This is a genomic window from Acutalibacter sp. LFL-21 (assembly GCF_025630755.1).
GTDB classification, from domain to species: Bacteria; Bacillota; Clostridia; order Oscillospirales; family Acutalibacteraceae; genus Acutalibacter; species Acutalibacter stercoravium.
In genome coordinates, this window is sequence record NZ_JAOTNT010000004.1 from 56,557 (window position 1) to 72,177 (window position 15,621).

General features: G+C 57.9%; 18 protein-coding genes. 4 read left to right on the plus strand and 14 right to left on the minus strand.

The window, feature by feature from the left end:
• Positions 1-33: 33 nt before the first annotated feature.
• A complete protein-coding gene (locus tag ODJ80_RS05855) occupies positions 34-456 on the plus strand; it encodes a PPC domain-containing DNA-binding protein (RefSeq protein ID WP_263041319.1) in 423 nt (140 codons plus the stop codon).
• 73 nt (positions 457-529) lie between these two features.
• Here the strand turns inward: ODJ80_RS05855 and ODJ80_RS05860 are convergent, their stop codons facing one another.
• The 6 genes from ODJ80_RS05860 to ODJ80_RS05885 all read right to left on the minus strand — a co-directional run bounded on the left by ODJ80_RS05860 (position 530) and on the right by ODJ80_RS05885 (position 7,527).
• Positions 530-721 carry a hypothetical protein gene (locus tag ODJ80_RS05860; protein ID WP_263041320.1) on the minus strand — a complete coding sequence of 64 codons (192 nt, stop codon included), beginning with the start codon at positions 719-721 and terminating at the stop codon, positions 530-532.
• A gap of 93 nt (positions 722-814) precedes the next feature.
• Positions 815-2,026 (minus strand): aspartate kinase, encoded by a 1,212-nt coding sequence (locus tag ODJ80_RS05865; protein WP_263041321.1) that lies wholly within the window; start codon positions 2,024-2,026, stop codon positions 815-817.
• 114 nt (positions 2,027-2,140) lie between these two features.
• Positions 2,141-3,037 carry a homoserine kinase gene (gene thrB, locus ODJ80_RS05870; RefSeq protein WP_263041322.1) on the minus strand — a complete coding sequence of 299 codons (897 nt, stop codon included), beginning with the start codon at positions 3,035-3,037 and terminating at the stop codon, positions 2,141-2,143.
• An 18-nt stretch (positions 3,038-3,055) separates the two neighbouring features.
• The gene (locus ODJ80_RS05875; RefSeq protein ID WP_263041323.1) at positions 3,056-4,306 is read right to left on the minus strand and encodes a homoserine dehydrogenase; all 1,251 of its coding nucleotides are present in this window, start codon (positions 4,304-4,306) and stop codon (positions 3,056-3,058) included.
• A gap of 55 nt (positions 4,307-4,361) precedes the next feature.
• Positions 4,362-4,799 (minus strand): ACT domain-containing protein, encoded by a 438-nt coding sequence (locus ODJ80_RS05880; protein ID WP_178862682.1) that lies wholly within the window; start codon positions 4,797-4,799, stop codon positions 4,362-4,364.
• A 145-nt stretch (positions 4,800-4,944) separates the two neighbouring features.
• Positions 4,945-7,527: a transglycosylase domain-containing protein gene (locus ODJ80_RS05885; RefSeq protein ID WP_263041324.1), complete on the minus strand. Its 2,583-nt coding sequence runs from the start codon at positions 7,525-7,527 to the stop codon at positions 4,945-4,947.
• Positions 7,528-7,611: 84 nt separating this feature from the next.
• On the opposite strand from ODJ80_RS05885, the gene ODJ80_RS05890 reads away from it, so the two are divergent.
• A complete protein-coding gene (locus ODJ80_RS05890) occupies positions 7,612-8,013 on the plus strand; it encodes a hypothetical protein (protein WP_263041325.1) in 402 nt (133 codons plus the stop codon).
• Positions 8,014-8,069: 56 nt separating this feature from the next.
• On the opposite strand, the gene ODJ80_RS05895 is transcribed toward ODJ80_RS05890, so the two are convergent.
• The 6 genes from ODJ80_RS05895 to ODJ80_RS05920 form a co-directional block, all read right to left on the minus strand.
• Positions 8,070-8,261 carry an alpha/beta-type small acid-soluble spore protein gene (locus ODJ80_RS05895; protein ID WP_178862679.1) on the minus strand — a complete coding sequence of 64 codons (192 nt, stop codon included), beginning with the start codon at positions 8,259-8,261 and terminating at the stop codon, positions 8,070-8,072.
• A gap of 134 nt (positions 8,262-8,395) precedes the next feature.
• Positions 8,396-8,809, minus strand: coding sequence for a hypothetical protein (locus tag ODJ80_RS05900; RefSeq protein WP_263041326.1), 414 nt, complete (start codon positions 8,807-8,809; stop codon positions 8,396-8,398).
• A gap of 20 nt (positions 8,810-8,829) precedes the next feature.
• Positions 8,830-9,249 carry a hypothetical protein gene (locus ODJ80_RS05905; RefSeq protein WP_263041327.1) on the minus strand — a complete coding sequence of 140 codons (420 nt, stop codon included), beginning with the start codon at positions 9,247-9,249 and terminating at the stop codon, positions 8,830-8,832.
• A gap of 12 nt (positions 9,250-9,261) precedes the next feature.
• On the minus strand, positions 9,262-9,639 hold the full coding sequence (locus tag ODJ80_RS05910) for a hypothetical protein (protein WP_263041328.1): 378 nt from the start codon (positions 9,637-9,639) through the stop codon (positions 9,262-9,264).
• A 24-nt stretch (positions 9,640-9,663) separates the two neighbouring features.
• Complete coding sequence (locus ODJ80_RS05915) at positions 9,664-9,897, minus strand: helix-turn-helix transcriptional regulator (RefSeq protein ID WP_178862674.1); 234 nt, start codon at positions 9,895-9,897, stop codon at positions 9,664-9,666.
• A gap of 139 nt (positions 9,898-10,036) precedes the next feature.
• Entirely contained in the window at positions 10,037-11,398 is a 1,362-nt protein-coding gene (locus tag ODJ80_RS05920; protein WP_442863899.1) for an aminotransferase class I/II-fold pyridoxal phosphate-dependent enzyme, read from the minus strand.
• Between the two features lie 221 nt (positions 11,399-11,619).
• Between ODJ80_RS05920 and ODJ80_RS05925 the strand changes: the two genes are divergently transcribed.
• Positions 11,620-13,026 (plus strand): amidophosphoribosyltransferase, encoded by a 1,407-nt coding sequence (locus ODJ80_RS05925; protein WP_178862672.1) that lies wholly within the window; start codon positions 11,620-11,622, stop codon positions 13,024-13,026.
• Positions 13,013-13,483, plus strand: coding sequence for a GNAT family N-acetyltransferase (locus ODJ80_RS05930; RefSeq protein WP_263041329.1), 471 nt, complete (start codon positions 13,013-13,015; stop codon positions 13,481-13,483). Before ODJ80_RS05925 ends, ODJ80_RS05930 begins: the two co-directional genes overlap by 14 nt.
• 68 nt (positions 13,484-13,551) lie before the next feature.
• Here the strand turns inward: ODJ80_RS05930 and ODJ80_RS05935 are convergent, their stop codons facing one another.
• Both ODJ80_RS05935 and asnS read right to left on the minus strand, forming a co-directional pair.
• The gene (locus ODJ80_RS05935) at positions 13,552-13,998 is read right to left on the minus strand and encodes a zinc ribbon domain-containing protein (RefSeq protein WP_263041330.1); all 447 of its coding nucleotides are present in this window, start codon (positions 13,996-13,998) and stop codon (positions 13,552-13,554) included.
• 194 nt (positions 13,999-14,192) lie between these two features.
• Positions 14,193-15,587 carry an asparagine--tRNA ligase gene (gene asnS, locus ODJ80_RS05940; RefSeq protein ID WP_178862708.1) on the minus strand — a complete coding sequence of 465 codons (1,395 nt, stop codon included), beginning with the start codon at positions 15,585-15,587 and terminating at the stop codon, positions 14,193-14,195.
• Between the last annotated feature and the right edge of the window lie 34 nt (positions 15,588-15,621).

Consider the following 15,621-nt stretch of genomic DNA (forward strand, 5'->3'; position numbering starts at 1 on the left):
GGGGGAGGGCCGCTTGGAAACAGGAGGCATCCTATGGAGTATAGAAAATTTGGAGACGCCTTTGTAGTGCGCATCGACAAGGGCGAGGAGATCGTGGCGCAGGTGCTGGAGCTGGCGAAACGGGAACATATCGCCTTGGCCAGCGTACAGGCCCTGGGCGCAGTCAACCGTTTTACCGCCGGTGTATTTGACACGCAGAAAAAGCAGTTTGAGGGACACACCTTTGAGGGCTGCTTCGAGATTGTCTCCCTGACGGGAACCTTGACCACCAAGGAGGGCAAGCCCTACTGCCACCTGCACATGAGCGCGGGGGATGAGCAAGGCCATGTTTTTGGAGGCCACTTGAACGAGGCCTTCGTCAGCGCCACCTGCGAAATGGTGGTACTGCCCATGGCTGGCCAGGTGGAGCGGGCCTTTGATGAGGAGACCGGATTGAATCTCTTTCGGTTTTTATAAGAGCCGCTATCCGGCTTTTTAAGGAGGCAGAACAGGAAAAAGGCCCCGGGGAAAACCCCTGGGGCCTTTCCTGTTAGCGGCGGAGCATCAAGTCTTCCGCCATGCGGCGCATGTCCTCTTCGCTGTGGATCTCATCTTTGTGTTCCTCAATGGCAGCGCGCACTTCTTCTGGAAGCTCCTGCTCTCGATCCCGATGAGCCAAAAGGCTGTAGGTCAGGCCGGAGATGCCGTTGGCCTGGCCGTCTCCCCAAAAATACGGAAACAAAAAAATCACCCCCGAGAGGTAGCTTGCGCTGCTCTGGGGATGATTACACCTGGGTTTGTTTTCTATTCCTGGAAGCCCTTTCAGGCCGCTGCTTTAGGCATTTTCAAAGAATTTTTCGTGAATGGCTTCCACAGCGCGATCCCCGTCTGCCTTATTCAGCAGGACGGAAATTTTGATCTCGCTGGTGGAGATCATCTGGATATTCACGCTGCGGGAGAACAAAGCCTCAAACATTTCCGCAGCCACGCCGGGATGGGACTCCATGCCCGCGCCAACGATGGAAACCTTGGTCACATTGTCATCCGAGACAATGTTAGAGGCGCCCCAATTTTCCGCATGGGCCTGCAGCAGGGCAATGGCGTCATCCATTTTATTTTTATCCACTGTAAAGCTGATATCCTTTGTTCCGTTGCGGCCAATGGACTGGAGAATAATATCCACATTGATGCCCTTGGCGGCCAGACGGGAGAAGATGCGGAAGGCCAGGCCCGGCTTATCCGGCACCCCGATGATGGAGATGCGGGCAATGTTGTCGTCTTTCGCCACCCCGCTGATGAGCATTTTTTCCACGTTGCTTTCCTCCTTCACAATGGTCCCCTTCCGCCGGGTCAGGCTGGAAAGGACTTCCAATTCAATGTTATACTTCTTGGCCATTTCCACCGAGCGGTTGTGCAGCACCTGGGCGCCCAGGGTGGCCAGCTCCAGCATTTCATCATAGGAAATGCTGGACAGCTTGATGGCCCCGGGGATCTTCCGGGGATCGGCGGTGTACACCCCGTCCACATCCGTAAAGATCTGGCACAGGTCGGCGTGCATGGTGGCGGCAATCGCCACCGCGCTGGTATCCGAACCACCCCGGCCCAGGGTGGTCATGTCGCCATAGCGGTTTACGCCCTGGAAGCCCGTAACCACCACGATGCGGCGCTTATCCAGCTCCTGCTTGATGCGGGAGGGGTCCACCCGTTTGATGCGGGCGTTTCCGTAGTCGGAGGAGGTATCGAAGCCAGCCTGCCAGCCCAGCAGGGAAACCACCGGATATCCCATGCGCTCGATGGCCATAGCCAGCAACGCGGCGGAAATCTGTTCTCCAGAGGAGAGCAGCATATCCATCTCCCGTTTCGAGGGCCTGTCGTTGATTTCGGCGGCCTTGGCGATCAAGTCATCCGTGGTGTCTCCTTGGGCAGAGACCACCACTACCACATCATTGCCCTCCTTGTAGGTAGAGGTGACGATATCCGCCACATTGTTAAGGCGTTCGGCATCCTTTACGGAGCTGCCGCCGAACTTCTGTACAATCAATGCCATTACACATTCTTCCCTTCCTCCCGCCCCAAGCAAAGGGCGGGTCATCTCTCAAAAAAGCATTCCCACACAGGGATGTCCCAGGCTATTGTATGCGGCAAGGCCGCCAGGGGGAACCTACTCTATCACGATCTGGGCACCCTGGGGTGCGGCGGAGAGGATCTCCACCCGCCAGCCGGTGATGCCCTTGTCCTCCAAATGGGTGACACAGTTGCGGCCAAAGGCCTGGGCGTTGTCCGCGTCAATCATAGCGATGATGGTGGGCCCGGCGCCGCTGACATAGGTGCCCAAGGAGCCCAGCTCATAGCTCATGCGGAATACGTCGTCATAGTGGCCGATAAGGCCGGAGCGGTAGGGCTGGTGGATGCGGTCCTGCACCGCCACCCGCAGGTTCTCCAGCTTGCCAGAGAACAGCGAGGCGGTCATCAGGCCGGAGCGGGACAAGTTATACACCGCGTCCTCCCGGGAGTAGGTCTTGGGCAGAGCGGCCCGGGCCTCCTCGGTCTTCAGCTCGAAGGGGGGGATCATCACGGCAAAGCGGATCTTCTCCGAGACGGGCACGCTGACGCTGTACACCCGCTTACCCTCCATGGCGGAGGCCACCAGCCCCCCGGAAAGGGCCGGGCTGGTATTGTCCGGATGGCCTTCAATTTGGGCCGCCAGGTTGATCAAATCCGAGTGGGACAAGGGATTTCCCATAAAGCGGTTGGCCCCCAAAATGCCCGCCACAATACAGGCGGAGCTGCTGCCCAGGCCCCGGGCCATGGGGATGTTGTTCTCCTGGATGATCTTCAGGCCCGGCAGCTTTTTGCCGCAGATCTCATACAAATGGCTGGCTGCCCAGAAGATCAGGTTGCTCTCATCTGTAGGAACCTGCACCCCATCTGTACAGCGAATCTCCAAAGTGTCGGACTCCTCCATCCACACCCGGTTCTGCATGGTCAGCGCAATGCCCAGAGAGTCAAACCCAGAGCCCAAGTTGGCGCTGGTGGCCGGCACGTCAATGCGAATCATCTGCTATCCTCTCCCCTCTCAAAAATCCGCGATGGTGATGCGGTTCTCCAAACGCAGCCCCCGTTCCTCCAATGCGGGAAGCCGCTCCTCCAGCTGCCGCTGGGACAGCTGCTCCACTGTGAAACCCGCCTCCCCGGGAAGCTCGTCTTTGCGGATGAGGCGCACGGCGCTGGGGAACACCTGCTGGGCCTTGTCGAAGAGGGAGTCCGCATCCCCCTCCCCACCCACCCGGAGGAACAGGTCCTGGGGGGTGTCCTCCCAGGGCTGGACGTAATCGGGCTTGGCGTCCTCCCAGAAGAGGATTTTCCGGTCGGATTTTAAGTGGCGCACACAGTCGATGACATCGGCCACCACAGCGCTGGCGGTGGGCAGCTTGCCCGCCCCCTTGCCGTAGAACACCACATCGCCGGTGGCGTCGCCCCGGACCAGGATGCCGTTGAACACATCATCCACATTGGCCAGCTGGCTTTCCCGGGAAATAAACATGGGGGCCACCTGGATATGGATGCGGCCGTTTTCCAGCTTCTTCACCTCTCCAATGAGCTTGATGACTCCGCCCCAGGCATCCGCATAGCCCACATCCTCCTTCGTAATGGCCGTAATGCCCTCGGTATGGACCCCGTCGGGGTACACATGGGTGCCATAGGCCAGAGAGGCCAGGATGCAGATTTTCCGGCAGGCATCGACACCCTCCACATCGGCAGAGGGGTCCCGCTCGGCGTAGCCCAGCTGCTGGGCCAGCTTCAGCGCGTCTGCAAAGGCCATGTGCTCACGGATCATTTTAGTGAGGATAAAATTGGTGGTGCCGTTTAAAATGCCGGCAATCTCTGTCATCTCGTTGGCGGCCAGGCACTGGCTGATGGGGCGGATGATGGGGATGCCCCCTCCCACGCTGGCCTCAAAGAGGAAGTTCAAGTTGTTTTTCTGGGCCAGTGTCAAGAGCTCCGCGCCTTTCTGGGCCACCAGCTCTTTGTTGGAGGTGACCACGCTCTTGCCGTGCTCCAAGCAGGCTTTGGTGTAGGAGAAAGCGGGTTCGAGGCCACCCATGACCTCCACCACGATTTTGACCTCGGGGTCGTTTAAAATGACGCTGAAATCCTTGGTGAAACGGTCTGCATAAGGCAGTTCGGGAAATTCCCGCAGGTCTAGGATATGCTTGACGCGAACCTCCTCTTTGGCACGCTTTTTGATGCTCTCCCTGTGGGAGAGGAGCACCTCCATCACGCCGGAGCCCACCACGCCGTGGCCCATCACTGCGATGTCCGCCATATATGTACCATCCCTTTCCCTGCCGGCAGGATCCCTCGGCAGTTCGTTTTTCTATTTAGTCCACAATGCTGTCGATCTTGATGACGCCTTCCACCCGCTTCAGGCTTTCGATCAGCTCCCCCGGAGTGGGCTCCATCTTATCAATGCGGGCAGACACAGAGACAAACGCCCTCCCCTTTACGGGGATGTTTTGATTCACCGTGAGGATGTTGGCGCCCGCCTGGTAAAAGACCGTAAGAAGGCTGACCAACACCCCCGGCCGGTCCGTCAGGTTCACCTGAACGGTTAATATGCCGGAGGAGGCCTTCTGCGTGTAAGGGAACACAGCGTCCCGGTATTTATAATACACACTGCGGGAAATTCCCGCCATGCGCACCGCCTCTGAGGTGGTGGAGGCCTCGCCGCTCTCTAGGAGGGCGTTCGCCTTTACCACCTTTTGATACACCTCTGGCAAGGCGTTTTCGTCTACAACAAGGTAAGAATCGCTTTTCATTGTTCACCTACAAAATACGTTTGTATTGTCACAGCGAACAGTTTACCACATAGAAGCGGAAAAATCAACCCCTGCATACAACAAAAACTGCCGAAACGAGAAAAATTCTCACGGCAGTTTTTGCATATTTATCCAGTGCTGCTCCTCACCCGCTGGCAGTCCCACCGCCCGTTCCGGTGTTGGTGCCGTCTGTCACACCGCCATCTCCTTCAGAGGAAGAGGAAGGCGGCTCCGGTGTAGGCGTGCTTTCATCAGGTCCCGGAGGGGGCTCTGGCGTGGGTTCGGACGGCGCGGGTGTGGGCGTTTCCACCGCAGGAGGCGTGGGGCTTTCCACCCCAGAGGAGGGATCTTCTGTAGCGCCAGGAGTGGGCTCTGTGCTGGGCCCGGGCGAGACAGAAGGTTCCTGCGAGGGATTGGCGCTAGGCTCTGTGGAAGGCTCCGCAGAGGGTTCTACGCTGGGAGAGGGAGAGATGGAAGCCGCGGGGCCCGCGATATGGTCGCTGCCGCCGTTGCAGGTGCCGGGCAGGTTGTTCACATCGTACCAGCCCACAGCGGTGTCGTAGCAACTGGGCCCGGCGATCTTGCCGCTGCTGCGGCAGAAGGTGTACTGGGTCACGTTGTCGCTGAGGACCCAGCTCTTATCGGACCAGTCGTAGTTGTTGTTCAGGTATTGGATGACCGCTTTCCAAGTGACCTTACATGTGTTGGAGTCCCACAATTCCTGGCCAATCTCATAGCCGTTCCAGATGCCTGCCACACAGAAGTTGGTGCCGCCCATAAAGGTTAAGTCATAGGCGTTATCCGTGGTACCGGTCTTGGCGAACATGTCCACGCCAATGTCATACATGATATTGGCCGCCGTACCATTATACCCTTCTACAGGCCGGTGGAGCAGCTTGTTCATCACCGTGGCGTTCTCCGTGGACATAACCTGCTCGCCGGTGTTATCCCGGTTGTCCAGGATGACGTTGCCGTCGTGGTCCTTCACATAGGTGTAGGTGTAGGGCTCGTAATAATAGCCGCCATTGGCAAAGACGCAGAAAGCCGCCGTCATCTCACGAACCGTGACGCCGTAGGACATGCCGCCCAAAGCCATAGCGGACAAGCTGTGGGAGTCCTCCTCTGTAAGGGTGGTGAAATGGAGTTTCTGAGTCAGCCACTCATAGCAGGATTCCGGAGTGAGGGTCTGAGCCAGCCAGGCCGCCGGGGCGTTCTGAGAGACCTCGATGGCCTCGTCCACGTTCATGGCGCCGGTGTACTGGCGGGACACGTTCTGGGGGCCTTCCTGGGTGGAGCCCTCTCCAAAATAGCCCGGCACAGGGATATCGTTGAGCACGGAGCCATAGGTGATCTCCCCGGTCTCGATGCCCAAAGAATAGACGCTCAGAGCTTTGAAGGAAGAGCCGGGCTGCCGGGTGGCGTCGGTGGCATTGTTGTACAGGCGCACGCCCTCTCGTTCGTCACGGCTGCCCACCACCGCGATGACCCGGCCGGTGTAGGGGTCCATAACAAACAGGCCCGTCTGGATATCCGGGTCCGCGGGCATATTCTCCCCGCTGACGAACATGTTCTCCAGGTCCGTCTGGATCTGGGGGTCCATGGCGGAGTGGATCTCCAGGCCGGAGTTGTAGATCATATCCACGGCGATGTCGTAGGAATAGCCGTATGTGTCCATCAGGTCCGCGACGATATCCTCGAACATGGTGTCGATATACCAGTTCCAGTCGTTGACGTCCTGCTGTTCTTCCACGCTTTCCGTCTCCTGGGACTGGTTGCCATCAAAGGTCATGGCGGCCAGTTCTGCGGTGGCCTGGTTGTACTCCTCCTCTGTGATGGGAGCCAGCTGGCCCTCCATCTCAGAGCTGATCACCAGTTCCTGGTTGTCCCCGTTGTCAATGCCGTCGGAAAGCTCCCACATACGGTCCAGAACTGTCTGGGCGCGGGTCTTTGACTCTTCTGGGAATACCAGCGGATAGTACTGGGAAGGGTTCTGGGTAATGCCCGCAATCAGAGCGCACTCCGCCAAAGAGCACTCCCCTATGCTTTTCCCGAAATAGGTTTGAGCGGCGGCCTCAACGCCCTGGCATTGACCGCCATAGTTGACCACGTTGAGGTAGGCCTCCAAGATCTGCTGCTTAGAGTACTTCTTTTCCATGTTCAGGGCGGTAAAGATCTCCCGCACCTTTCGGAGGATGGAGTAATCATTCTCATCCGTGATGTTTTTAATCAACTGCTGCGTCAGGGTAGAGCCGCCGCCGCTGCCGCCGGAGAAGAGCTTGCGGACGGCGTTGAGGGTGGTGCGCCAGTCCACGCCGCTGTGTTCGCAAAAGCGGTGGTCCTCAATGGCCACCTGGGCGGTTTTCATATAGGCGGGTATGTCGTTCAGAGAAGCCCACACCCGGTTTTCGTCGGCGTGGATGGTCATATATTCCGTGGAGTTCCCCTCTTCGTCATCCACATAGACAAAGCTGGAATAGTTTAGGGAGATAGAGTTCAAATCCGGGGCTTCAATATCCCGGAAGCTGAGCAGAAACGCCGCCACAGAGAGGAACACCAGCACGCCTGTGATGAACAGGACGCACAGGATGGTCTTAACGGCCTTCCACACCATGCCACCCATGGTTTTGGCAGTGGCTCCGGCTGTCTGGGCAAGCTCTCCCTCGGTGCGCTGGGAGGGAATGCCTGAAGAAGTGGTATTGTACTTATTCAAATCCTTTTTATCTAACACGGTTTCCTCCTTGCGGCGCAAAAACGCCTACGGTTTGGCATAATCAGGGAAAAACATCCCATACTTCTGCCGAGGTGATATTCTTTGGATGACAAAAAGCAGAAAGACTACAAAAAGCCCACCCTGCTGCTACTGCTGGTCGCCGCGGGAGCCCTGGTGACGGCCTGCGCCGCCTTCTCCCTCCGGCAGGAGGCGGCCGTGCCCGCACAGGCAGGCACAACCCAAAACGATATGAGCTATTATACTCCAAAGCCTGCCGCAAGTCAAGAAAGCCCGGCGGCGGCCCAGCCAGAGCCGGATGGGCCCTACCGGGTGGCCCTGTATGAAGGAAAGATCGGGGTTTTCCAATTGGGAGACACCAAGCCATTTCTCACAGCGGACGTGGATGTGTACCTGCTGCCGGAAGAGGACATCGCCCTGCTGCGCAAGGGGCTGACGGCCCAAAGCCTAACAGAGGTAAAATCTATCCTTGAAGACTATGAATAAGTAAAGCCAGCGCCCTGCCGGGACCCCGGCAGGGCGCTGGCGGGCGGGAAGCTGATTTACTTCATGCCCTTCTCGTAGCTCTCGATCATCTTCTTGACCATCTGGCCGCCGATGGAGCCGGCCTGGCGGGAGGTCAGGTCGCCGTTATAACCCTGCTTCAGGCTGACGCCCACCTCAGAGGCGGACTGCTGCTTGAAACGCTCCATCGCTTCCTTCGCTTCGGGAACCATAGTAGAATTGCTTTTCATAACTCCGTTCTCCTTCAAAAGAATTTTTCTCGCGTTTGCATTAGCTAGTGTGACTCTCAAAGGAGGACTTATGAATGACAATTCTTTCTAAAAACGGGGAATTCCGCCTGCCTGGCCAGCAGTCCCCTTTTCAATCATCCGCGTTTTTCGTAATACCTGCTGGCGGCAAGGCTGAGGATCAACAGCACCACAGCCGCTCCGCACAGTGTGACAGCCACCGCAAGGGCTTCGGGGCGTTTACCCACCGCATACACAAACACCGAAAGGACGCACCCCGCGTACAGCAGCAGGTTGAACACCCGCAGCACAGCTTGGCAGCTTTTCATAGCCAGGTAAACGTCCCTTTCATCGGCGGAGGCGGCAGCTTCTTCCGCCCAGCTTTTGGTGTGGAACCCCTGGTACAGCAGCGCCAAAAACCACACTAACGCCAGGATGGCTGAAAACAGGAACCGTACTCTCCCCTGGGCGATGTAGACAAACAGGCTGAAGCCTGCCAAGACCAACGCCAAAAAGGCCAACGCGATGGCCCGTTTATTTTTCACTTTCATGCTGCATCTCCCCCTTCGGATCATCCCCGTTTTTCATAATAAAGATTGACGCACAACAACAGCAAGAAGAGGAACAGCACGGCTCCTGCCAGTGTGACCCCTACAGGCAACAGAAAGGCTACGTCAAATTTCACATAGAGCCAGAGGCTGAGAACCGACGTCAAAAACAAAACCTTATTGAAAATTCCCATAGCTGCCCTACTGGACTTCATAGCCAGGTACACGTCCCGCTCATCGCCTTGGCCAGCCACCCTCTCTTCAATGGGCTTACGGTGGAAGGCGTCGTAAAAATCAGTGACGGCCCACACTCCAGTGATAAAGCCCACCGCCAACAGTTCATAATCCACACGAGACAAAATGCAAGCAACCAGACAAATCAGGCAGACAATCCCCATCGTGCAGGCCAAAAGAAAACTTCCAACACTTTTTACACGTTTCACGGCAATCCCCTCTCAATTATTCGACTCGTGGTACAGGGCGGAGAAAAACTCCGCGAAAAAGGAAATGGTGAGGGAAAAGGCCAGCCCCACCGCGATGGCCAGAAGCAGCTTCTCCCCGGTGACGGCCCCAGCCACCAGCAGTAGCGCCATCAGACCAAAGGACACAAGGCGCCTCCAGCGGAAGGCGGAAGTACGGGTTTTCCAATTCACCAGGATATTGCGCTCATCCCGCTCCTCGATCTTGTCTTCCCGTGAGAATTTGGGAGACAGGCTGCGCAGCAGGGAGCTGACCCCCAGCAGAAGCAGCGCCCCCACCAGAATGCCGGTGGAAAGGCCGAAGTCCCGCCGCCACAAGGACAGGGCCAGGTTTAGAATACCCAGGGCGGCCATGCCCAGGCCCGCCCAGAAATTCTTCTATGATAGATTCTCACGGGTTTCATCCTCCCTTTTCAAATTCTCCTCCAGGCAGCACAGCTCCTCCACGGTGACGCCGAACACCTTGGCCATGCGGTAGCTGAGCATCAAGGAAGGGCTATACTGCCCCTTCTCAATAGAGATGATGGTGCGGGAGGAAACATGGACCAGGTCCGCCAACTGCTGCTGGGTCAGCCCGTGCTGGGCCCGCAGCTCTTTCACTTTTGTGAGCATCCCGCGCCTCCTCTCGGTTGTGAAGTTTACTTCACGTGAAGCTAACTTCATATTACACGATATTTCTCCCCTTGTCAAGGGGGGAACATAAAAAAGAGCCGCCCCTTTGCAGGGACAGCTCTCAGCCGTTTTTATGTTGTCATTGCCGCTCGTCCAGCAGCTTTTCCGTGGCGGCCAGGCGGACGCAGATGCACAGCAGGTGCATGGCCTGCCGCAGCTCCTCCTGGGGCGGGAAGGTGGGAGCCACCCGGATGTTGCTGTCGTTGGGGTCCGCCCCATAGGGGAAGGTGGCGCCCGCGTCGGTGAGCACCACGCCCGCCTCCTTGCACAGGGAGACCACCCGCTTGGCACAGCCGTTCATCACGTCCAGGTTGACAAAGTAGCCGCCGTTGGGCTTGCTCCACTTGGCGATGCCCAGGTCGCCCAGCTCCCGTTCCAGGGACTCCTCCACGATCTGGAACTTGGGCTCCAGAATCTTCCGGTGGCCTTGCATCAAGGCGTGAACGCCGTTGATGTCGTGGAGGAACAGGATGTGCCGCAGCTGGTTCAGCTTATCCGGGCCGATGGTCTGGGTGGTAATGCGGCGCTTCAGATCTTCGATATTCCGCTTACTGGCGGCCAAGGCCGCCACGCCCGCTCCGGGGAAGGAAATCTTGGAGGTGGAGGCGAAGAACAGCACGTTGTCCTCGGTGCCCTGCTTCAGGCACTCTGCATACAGGTCCAACAATGTGTCCGGCGTGTCGGTCAGGTCGTGGACGCAGTAGGCGTTGTCCCACATGATGCGGAAGTCCTTGGCGGCGGGCTTCAGGGCTGCGAACCGCCGAACAGTCTCGTCGGAATAGGTGATGCCCGTGGGGTTGGAGTACTTGGGCACGCACCAACAGCCCTTGATGGTGTCATCCTCTGCCACCAGCCGCTCGATCAGGTCCATATCCGGGCCGGTCTTCAGCATGGGGACAGGGATCATCTCAAAGCCGAAATACTCCGTCACCGCGAAATGGCGGTCATAACCGGGGGCGGGACACAGGAATTTGACCTTTTCCTGGCGGGCCCAAGGGGTACAGCCGCTGTAGCCGTGGGTAAAGCCCTGAGAGATGCAGTCGAACATCATCTGCAGGCTGGAGTTGTTTCCCAAGATGATCTGGTCCGCGGGGACGTCTATCATCTTGCTGAAGATGGCGCGCATCTCCGGCAAACCGTTCCACACACCGTAGTTCCGGCAGTCATCGCCGTTGGAGTTGGCAAACTCGCTGCGGGCGTGCAGGGCCTCTAAAACGCCCAGCGCCAGATCCAGCTGTTCGGCGCAAGGTTTTCCCCGGGCCATATTCAGCTGCAAATGCAAGCTCTTAAAGTCCTCGTACTGCTCCACGGCTTCCTGGTGGAGCTGCCGCAGCTCTTCTGTGGTTTTTGCCGCCAGCTTCATCACAACATCTCCCATTTTATGTAAAATTTGAATGGCAAAGCCCTTGGGCTGTTCATTTTCGCCCAGCAAACTTTTCATATTGTACCCTATCTCGCTAAAAAATGCAAGATGATTTTCGGTTTCCTTCATATTTTACGTTTTGTATGAGGCCGTTCCCATCCGGTGCGCTTTTCTGTGCAACCTTCTCAAGCTGTGGGACAGCCGGGAAAGAGGTTTGTAGTTTGCAGGGAAATGTGCTATAATACTTCCTGTTACGGCAAATTCGGCAACTATTTTTCAGAGTCTTATGGAGGAATCATATGGGCGGATTTTTTGGAGTAGCCTCGAAAGAGGACTGCATGTTCGACCTGTTCTTCGGGACAGACTATCACTCTCACCTGGGCACCCGCCGGGCGGGCATGGCTGTGTATGACCGGGAAAAGGGCTTTGACCGGGCCATCCACAATATTGAAAATTCCCCCTTCCGGACCAAGTTTGACAAGGACGTGGCCAGCATGAAGGGTGGGCTGGGAATTGGCTGCATCTCGGATTATGAGCCCCAGCCCCTGATTGTGCGCTCTCACCACGGCACCTATGCCATTGTCACGGTGGGCAAGATCAACAACACCAACGAGATTGTGGAACAGCTCTTTAAGAACGGCCACTCCCACTTTCTGGAGATGAGCGGGGGCGATGTGAACGCCACCGAACTGGTGGCCTCAGTCATCAACCAGAAGCCCAATCTCATCGAGGGCATCCAGTACGCCCAGGAAGTGATCGACGGCTCGATGACCATGCTCATCATGACCCCCAAGGGCATCTTGGCCGCACGGGACAAGCTGGGCCGCACCCCGGTGGCCATCGGCCGCAAAGAGGGCGCTTACTGCGTCTCCTTTGAGAGCTTTGCCTATTTGAACTTGGGCTACACCTCGGAGCGGGAGCTGGGCCCTGGGGAGATTGCCATTGTCACGCCGGAGGGCGTGCAGACCCTGGTGAAGCCTGGGGAGGAAATGCGCATCTGCACCTTCCTGTGGGTGTATTACGGCTACCCCTCCTCCTCCTATGAAGGCGTCAGCGTAGAGGAGATGCGCTACCGCTGCGGCGCCATGCTGGCCCGCCGGGACGACGCCCATCCCGACACGGTGGCCGGCGTGCCCGACTCTGGCACAGCCCACGCCATCGGCTACGCCAACGAGAGCGGCATTCCTTTCTCCCGGCCCTTTATCAAGTATACGCCCACCTGGCCCAGGTCGTTCATGCCCACGATGCAGAGCCAGCGGAACCTGATTGCAAAAATGAAGCTGATCCCCGTTCACGAGCTGATCCAGGACCGGAGCCTGCTTTTGATCGACGACTCCATTGTCCGGGGCACCCAGCTGCGGGAGACCACCGAGTTTTTGTACCAGAGCGGCGCCCGGGAGGTCCATGTGCGGCCTGCCTGCCCTCCCCTGCTTTACGGGTGTAAGTACCTGAACTTCTCCCGGTCCACCTCAGTAATGGACCTGATCACCCGGCGGGTCATCAAGGAAATGGAGGGCACCGAAGAGCCCGCCAACCTGGCGCGGTACGCCGACCCGGAGAGCGGCGAGTACAGCGCCATGCTGGAATACATCGGCAAAAAGCTGAACTTCACCTCCCTGCGCTACCACCGGCTGGACGACATGATTGAGTCTGTGGGCATTGACAAGTGCAAGCTGTGCACCTATTGCTGGGATGGCAGGGAGTGAGCCCAGTGTCCTGGGACGGCCCCAGGGGCTCATAATCCGGCAATACCGCAAGGCGGACCAAGAGGCCCTGGCAGCGCTATTTTACCAGATCCAGCGGGAGGAGTTCCCCTGGGTGGATGGGGATACCCTCTCCCTTCAAGACTTTGAGCGCGCTACAGAAGGCGAGCGGATTTTCGTTGCTGAACTTGATGGGGTTCTAGCGGGCTTTTGCTCCGTATGGGAGCCGGACAGCTTTGTCCACAATCTGTTTGTGGCAAAGGGCTGCCGCCGGGCCGGCGTGGGCAGCGCCCTGCTGGAAAGGGCCGCCCAAGAGTTCCCTCTTCCCCTTGCCTTAAAGTGCGTGGCGGAAAACCGCCCGGCACTGAAATATTACCTCTCCCATGGATGGAAAATCCAGCAAGAAGGCTACAGCCAGGATGGCCCCTACTATTTGATGGCTTTTGACGGAAAGGGATAAGAGTACAGCCTCTTCCACAGTTCACGATAAAAAGGGCGGCGGAAAAATTTTCCGCCGCCCTTTTTTCTCTATTTTCCCTTCCAATGCCCCAGCCCTGGAAGCCGGGCCCGCAAATAGGCCCGCACCTGTTCGGGAGGCCGCTCCGCAGTGGCCATGGTACCTGCCAAGAACTCTATGAGCTCCTCCAGGCTGGAGTAAACGAACTTTCCCCCGGTATAGCACCACTTGCAGTAGTCCTCATTAAAGGAGCCGTCTGGCTCCCGGCTGAGAACGCCGTCGTCCTCCAAGGGCATACCGCAGCATTGGCAGACAAGCCTTCTGGGCGAGCCCAAAAGCGTATTGATGGAAACGTCATACAGGGCGGAAAGGCGCTGGAGGATTTCCGGCCCGGGAAGGGTCTCCCCCATCTCCCATCGAGACACCGCCTGGCGGGTGACAAAGAGCCTTTCGGCCAGCTCCTCTTGGGAAAAGCCCCGCTTTGTCCGCAGGGCCAATAGAACCTCTTTGGCTTCCATTTACATTCACCTCACGGACAAGTATACAGGAAAGCCTCTGCCAGGGCAAGCAACAGGCTGTTGCTTGCCCACTTACTCCAGGAGGAAGATAGGCGCCCCAGCACCGCATGGCCCACATTCCGGAGGCCTGGGGCGGTTTCTCTCAAAAAACAAGGGGCCTGCGGCAACGCAGGCCCCTTGTGAATGTTTGGGATTTAGAACTCCGCCACACCGGTGGTGCGGGGGAAGGGCAGCACGTCCCGGATGTTGGCAATGCCGGTAAGGTACATCACCAGCCGCTCGAAGCCGATGCCGAAGCCCGCGTGCTTGTTGCCGCCAAAGCGCCGCAGGTCCAAGTACCACCAGTAGTCCTCTTCGTTGAGGCCCAGCTCCCGGATGCGCTGAAGCAGCACGTCATAACGCTCCTCACGCTGGCTGGCGCCCACCAGCTCGCCGATGCCGGGGACCAGCAGATCGGTGGCAGCCACAGTCTTGCCGTCGTCGTTGAGACGCATATAGAAAGCCTTGATCTCCTTGGGATAGTCGGTGACGAACACCGGCTTGCCAAAGTGCTTCTCCGTCAGGAACTTCTCGTGCTCGGTCTGCAGGTCGCAGCCCCAGCTCACTTTGAACTCAAACTCATCGTTGTGGGGCTCCAGGATCTTCACCGCGTCCGTGTAGCTGACCCGGACGAAATCGGAGCTGGCCACATGGCGCAGCCGGTCCAGAAGGCCCTTATCCACAAACTGGTTACAAAACTCCATGTCCTGGGGGCAGGTCTCCAGCACATAGTTGATGACATATTTGATGGCCGCCTCGATGACGTCCATGTCATCGGTCAGGTCGGCAAAGGCCATCTCAGGTTCGATCATCCAGAACTCCGCGGCATGGCGCTGGGTGTAGGAGCGCTCCGCCCGGAAGGTGGGACCGAAGGTGTACACCTTGCCGAAGGCCATGGCCATGCACTCCGCCTCCAGCTGGCCGGATACCGTGAGGGACGTGGGCTTCTGGAAGAAGTCCTCCTTGTAGTTGACGGTGCCGTCCTCGTTCTTGGGCAGGTTCTCCAGGTCCAGGGTAGTCACCTGGAACATCTCCCCCGCGCCCTCGCAGTCGCTGCCAGTGATGATGGGGGTGTGAGCGTAGACGAAGCCATTCTCCTGGAAGAATTTGTGAATGCCGAAGGCCGCCGCAGAACGCACCCGGTAGGCCGCGCTGTACAGGTTGGTGCGGGGCCGCAGGTGGGCAATGGTGCGCAGGAACTCCACCGTGTGGCGTTTTTTCTGCAGGGGGTATTCCGGAGAAGAGGCGCCCTCCACCACGATCTCAGAGGCGTGAATCTCAAAGGGCTGCTTGGCCTGGGGGGTCTCCAACAGGGTGCCCGTAACGCGCAGGGCAGCGCCCACATTCTGGGAAGCGATCTCCTTGAAATTCTCGATCTTCCCATCTTCAAACACCACCTGCACACCTTTGAAGGAGGTGCCGTCGTTCAGGTCGATAAAGCCCAGGGCTTTGGAGTCCCGGATAGACCGGGCCCAGCCGCAGACGGTGACGGTCTTCCCCGCATAGGAGGGAAGGTCCTTGTAAAACGCTGCTACTTCGTCTCTCTTCATACTCTGGCGCGGCACCAAAAGCCGCTCCCTTCCT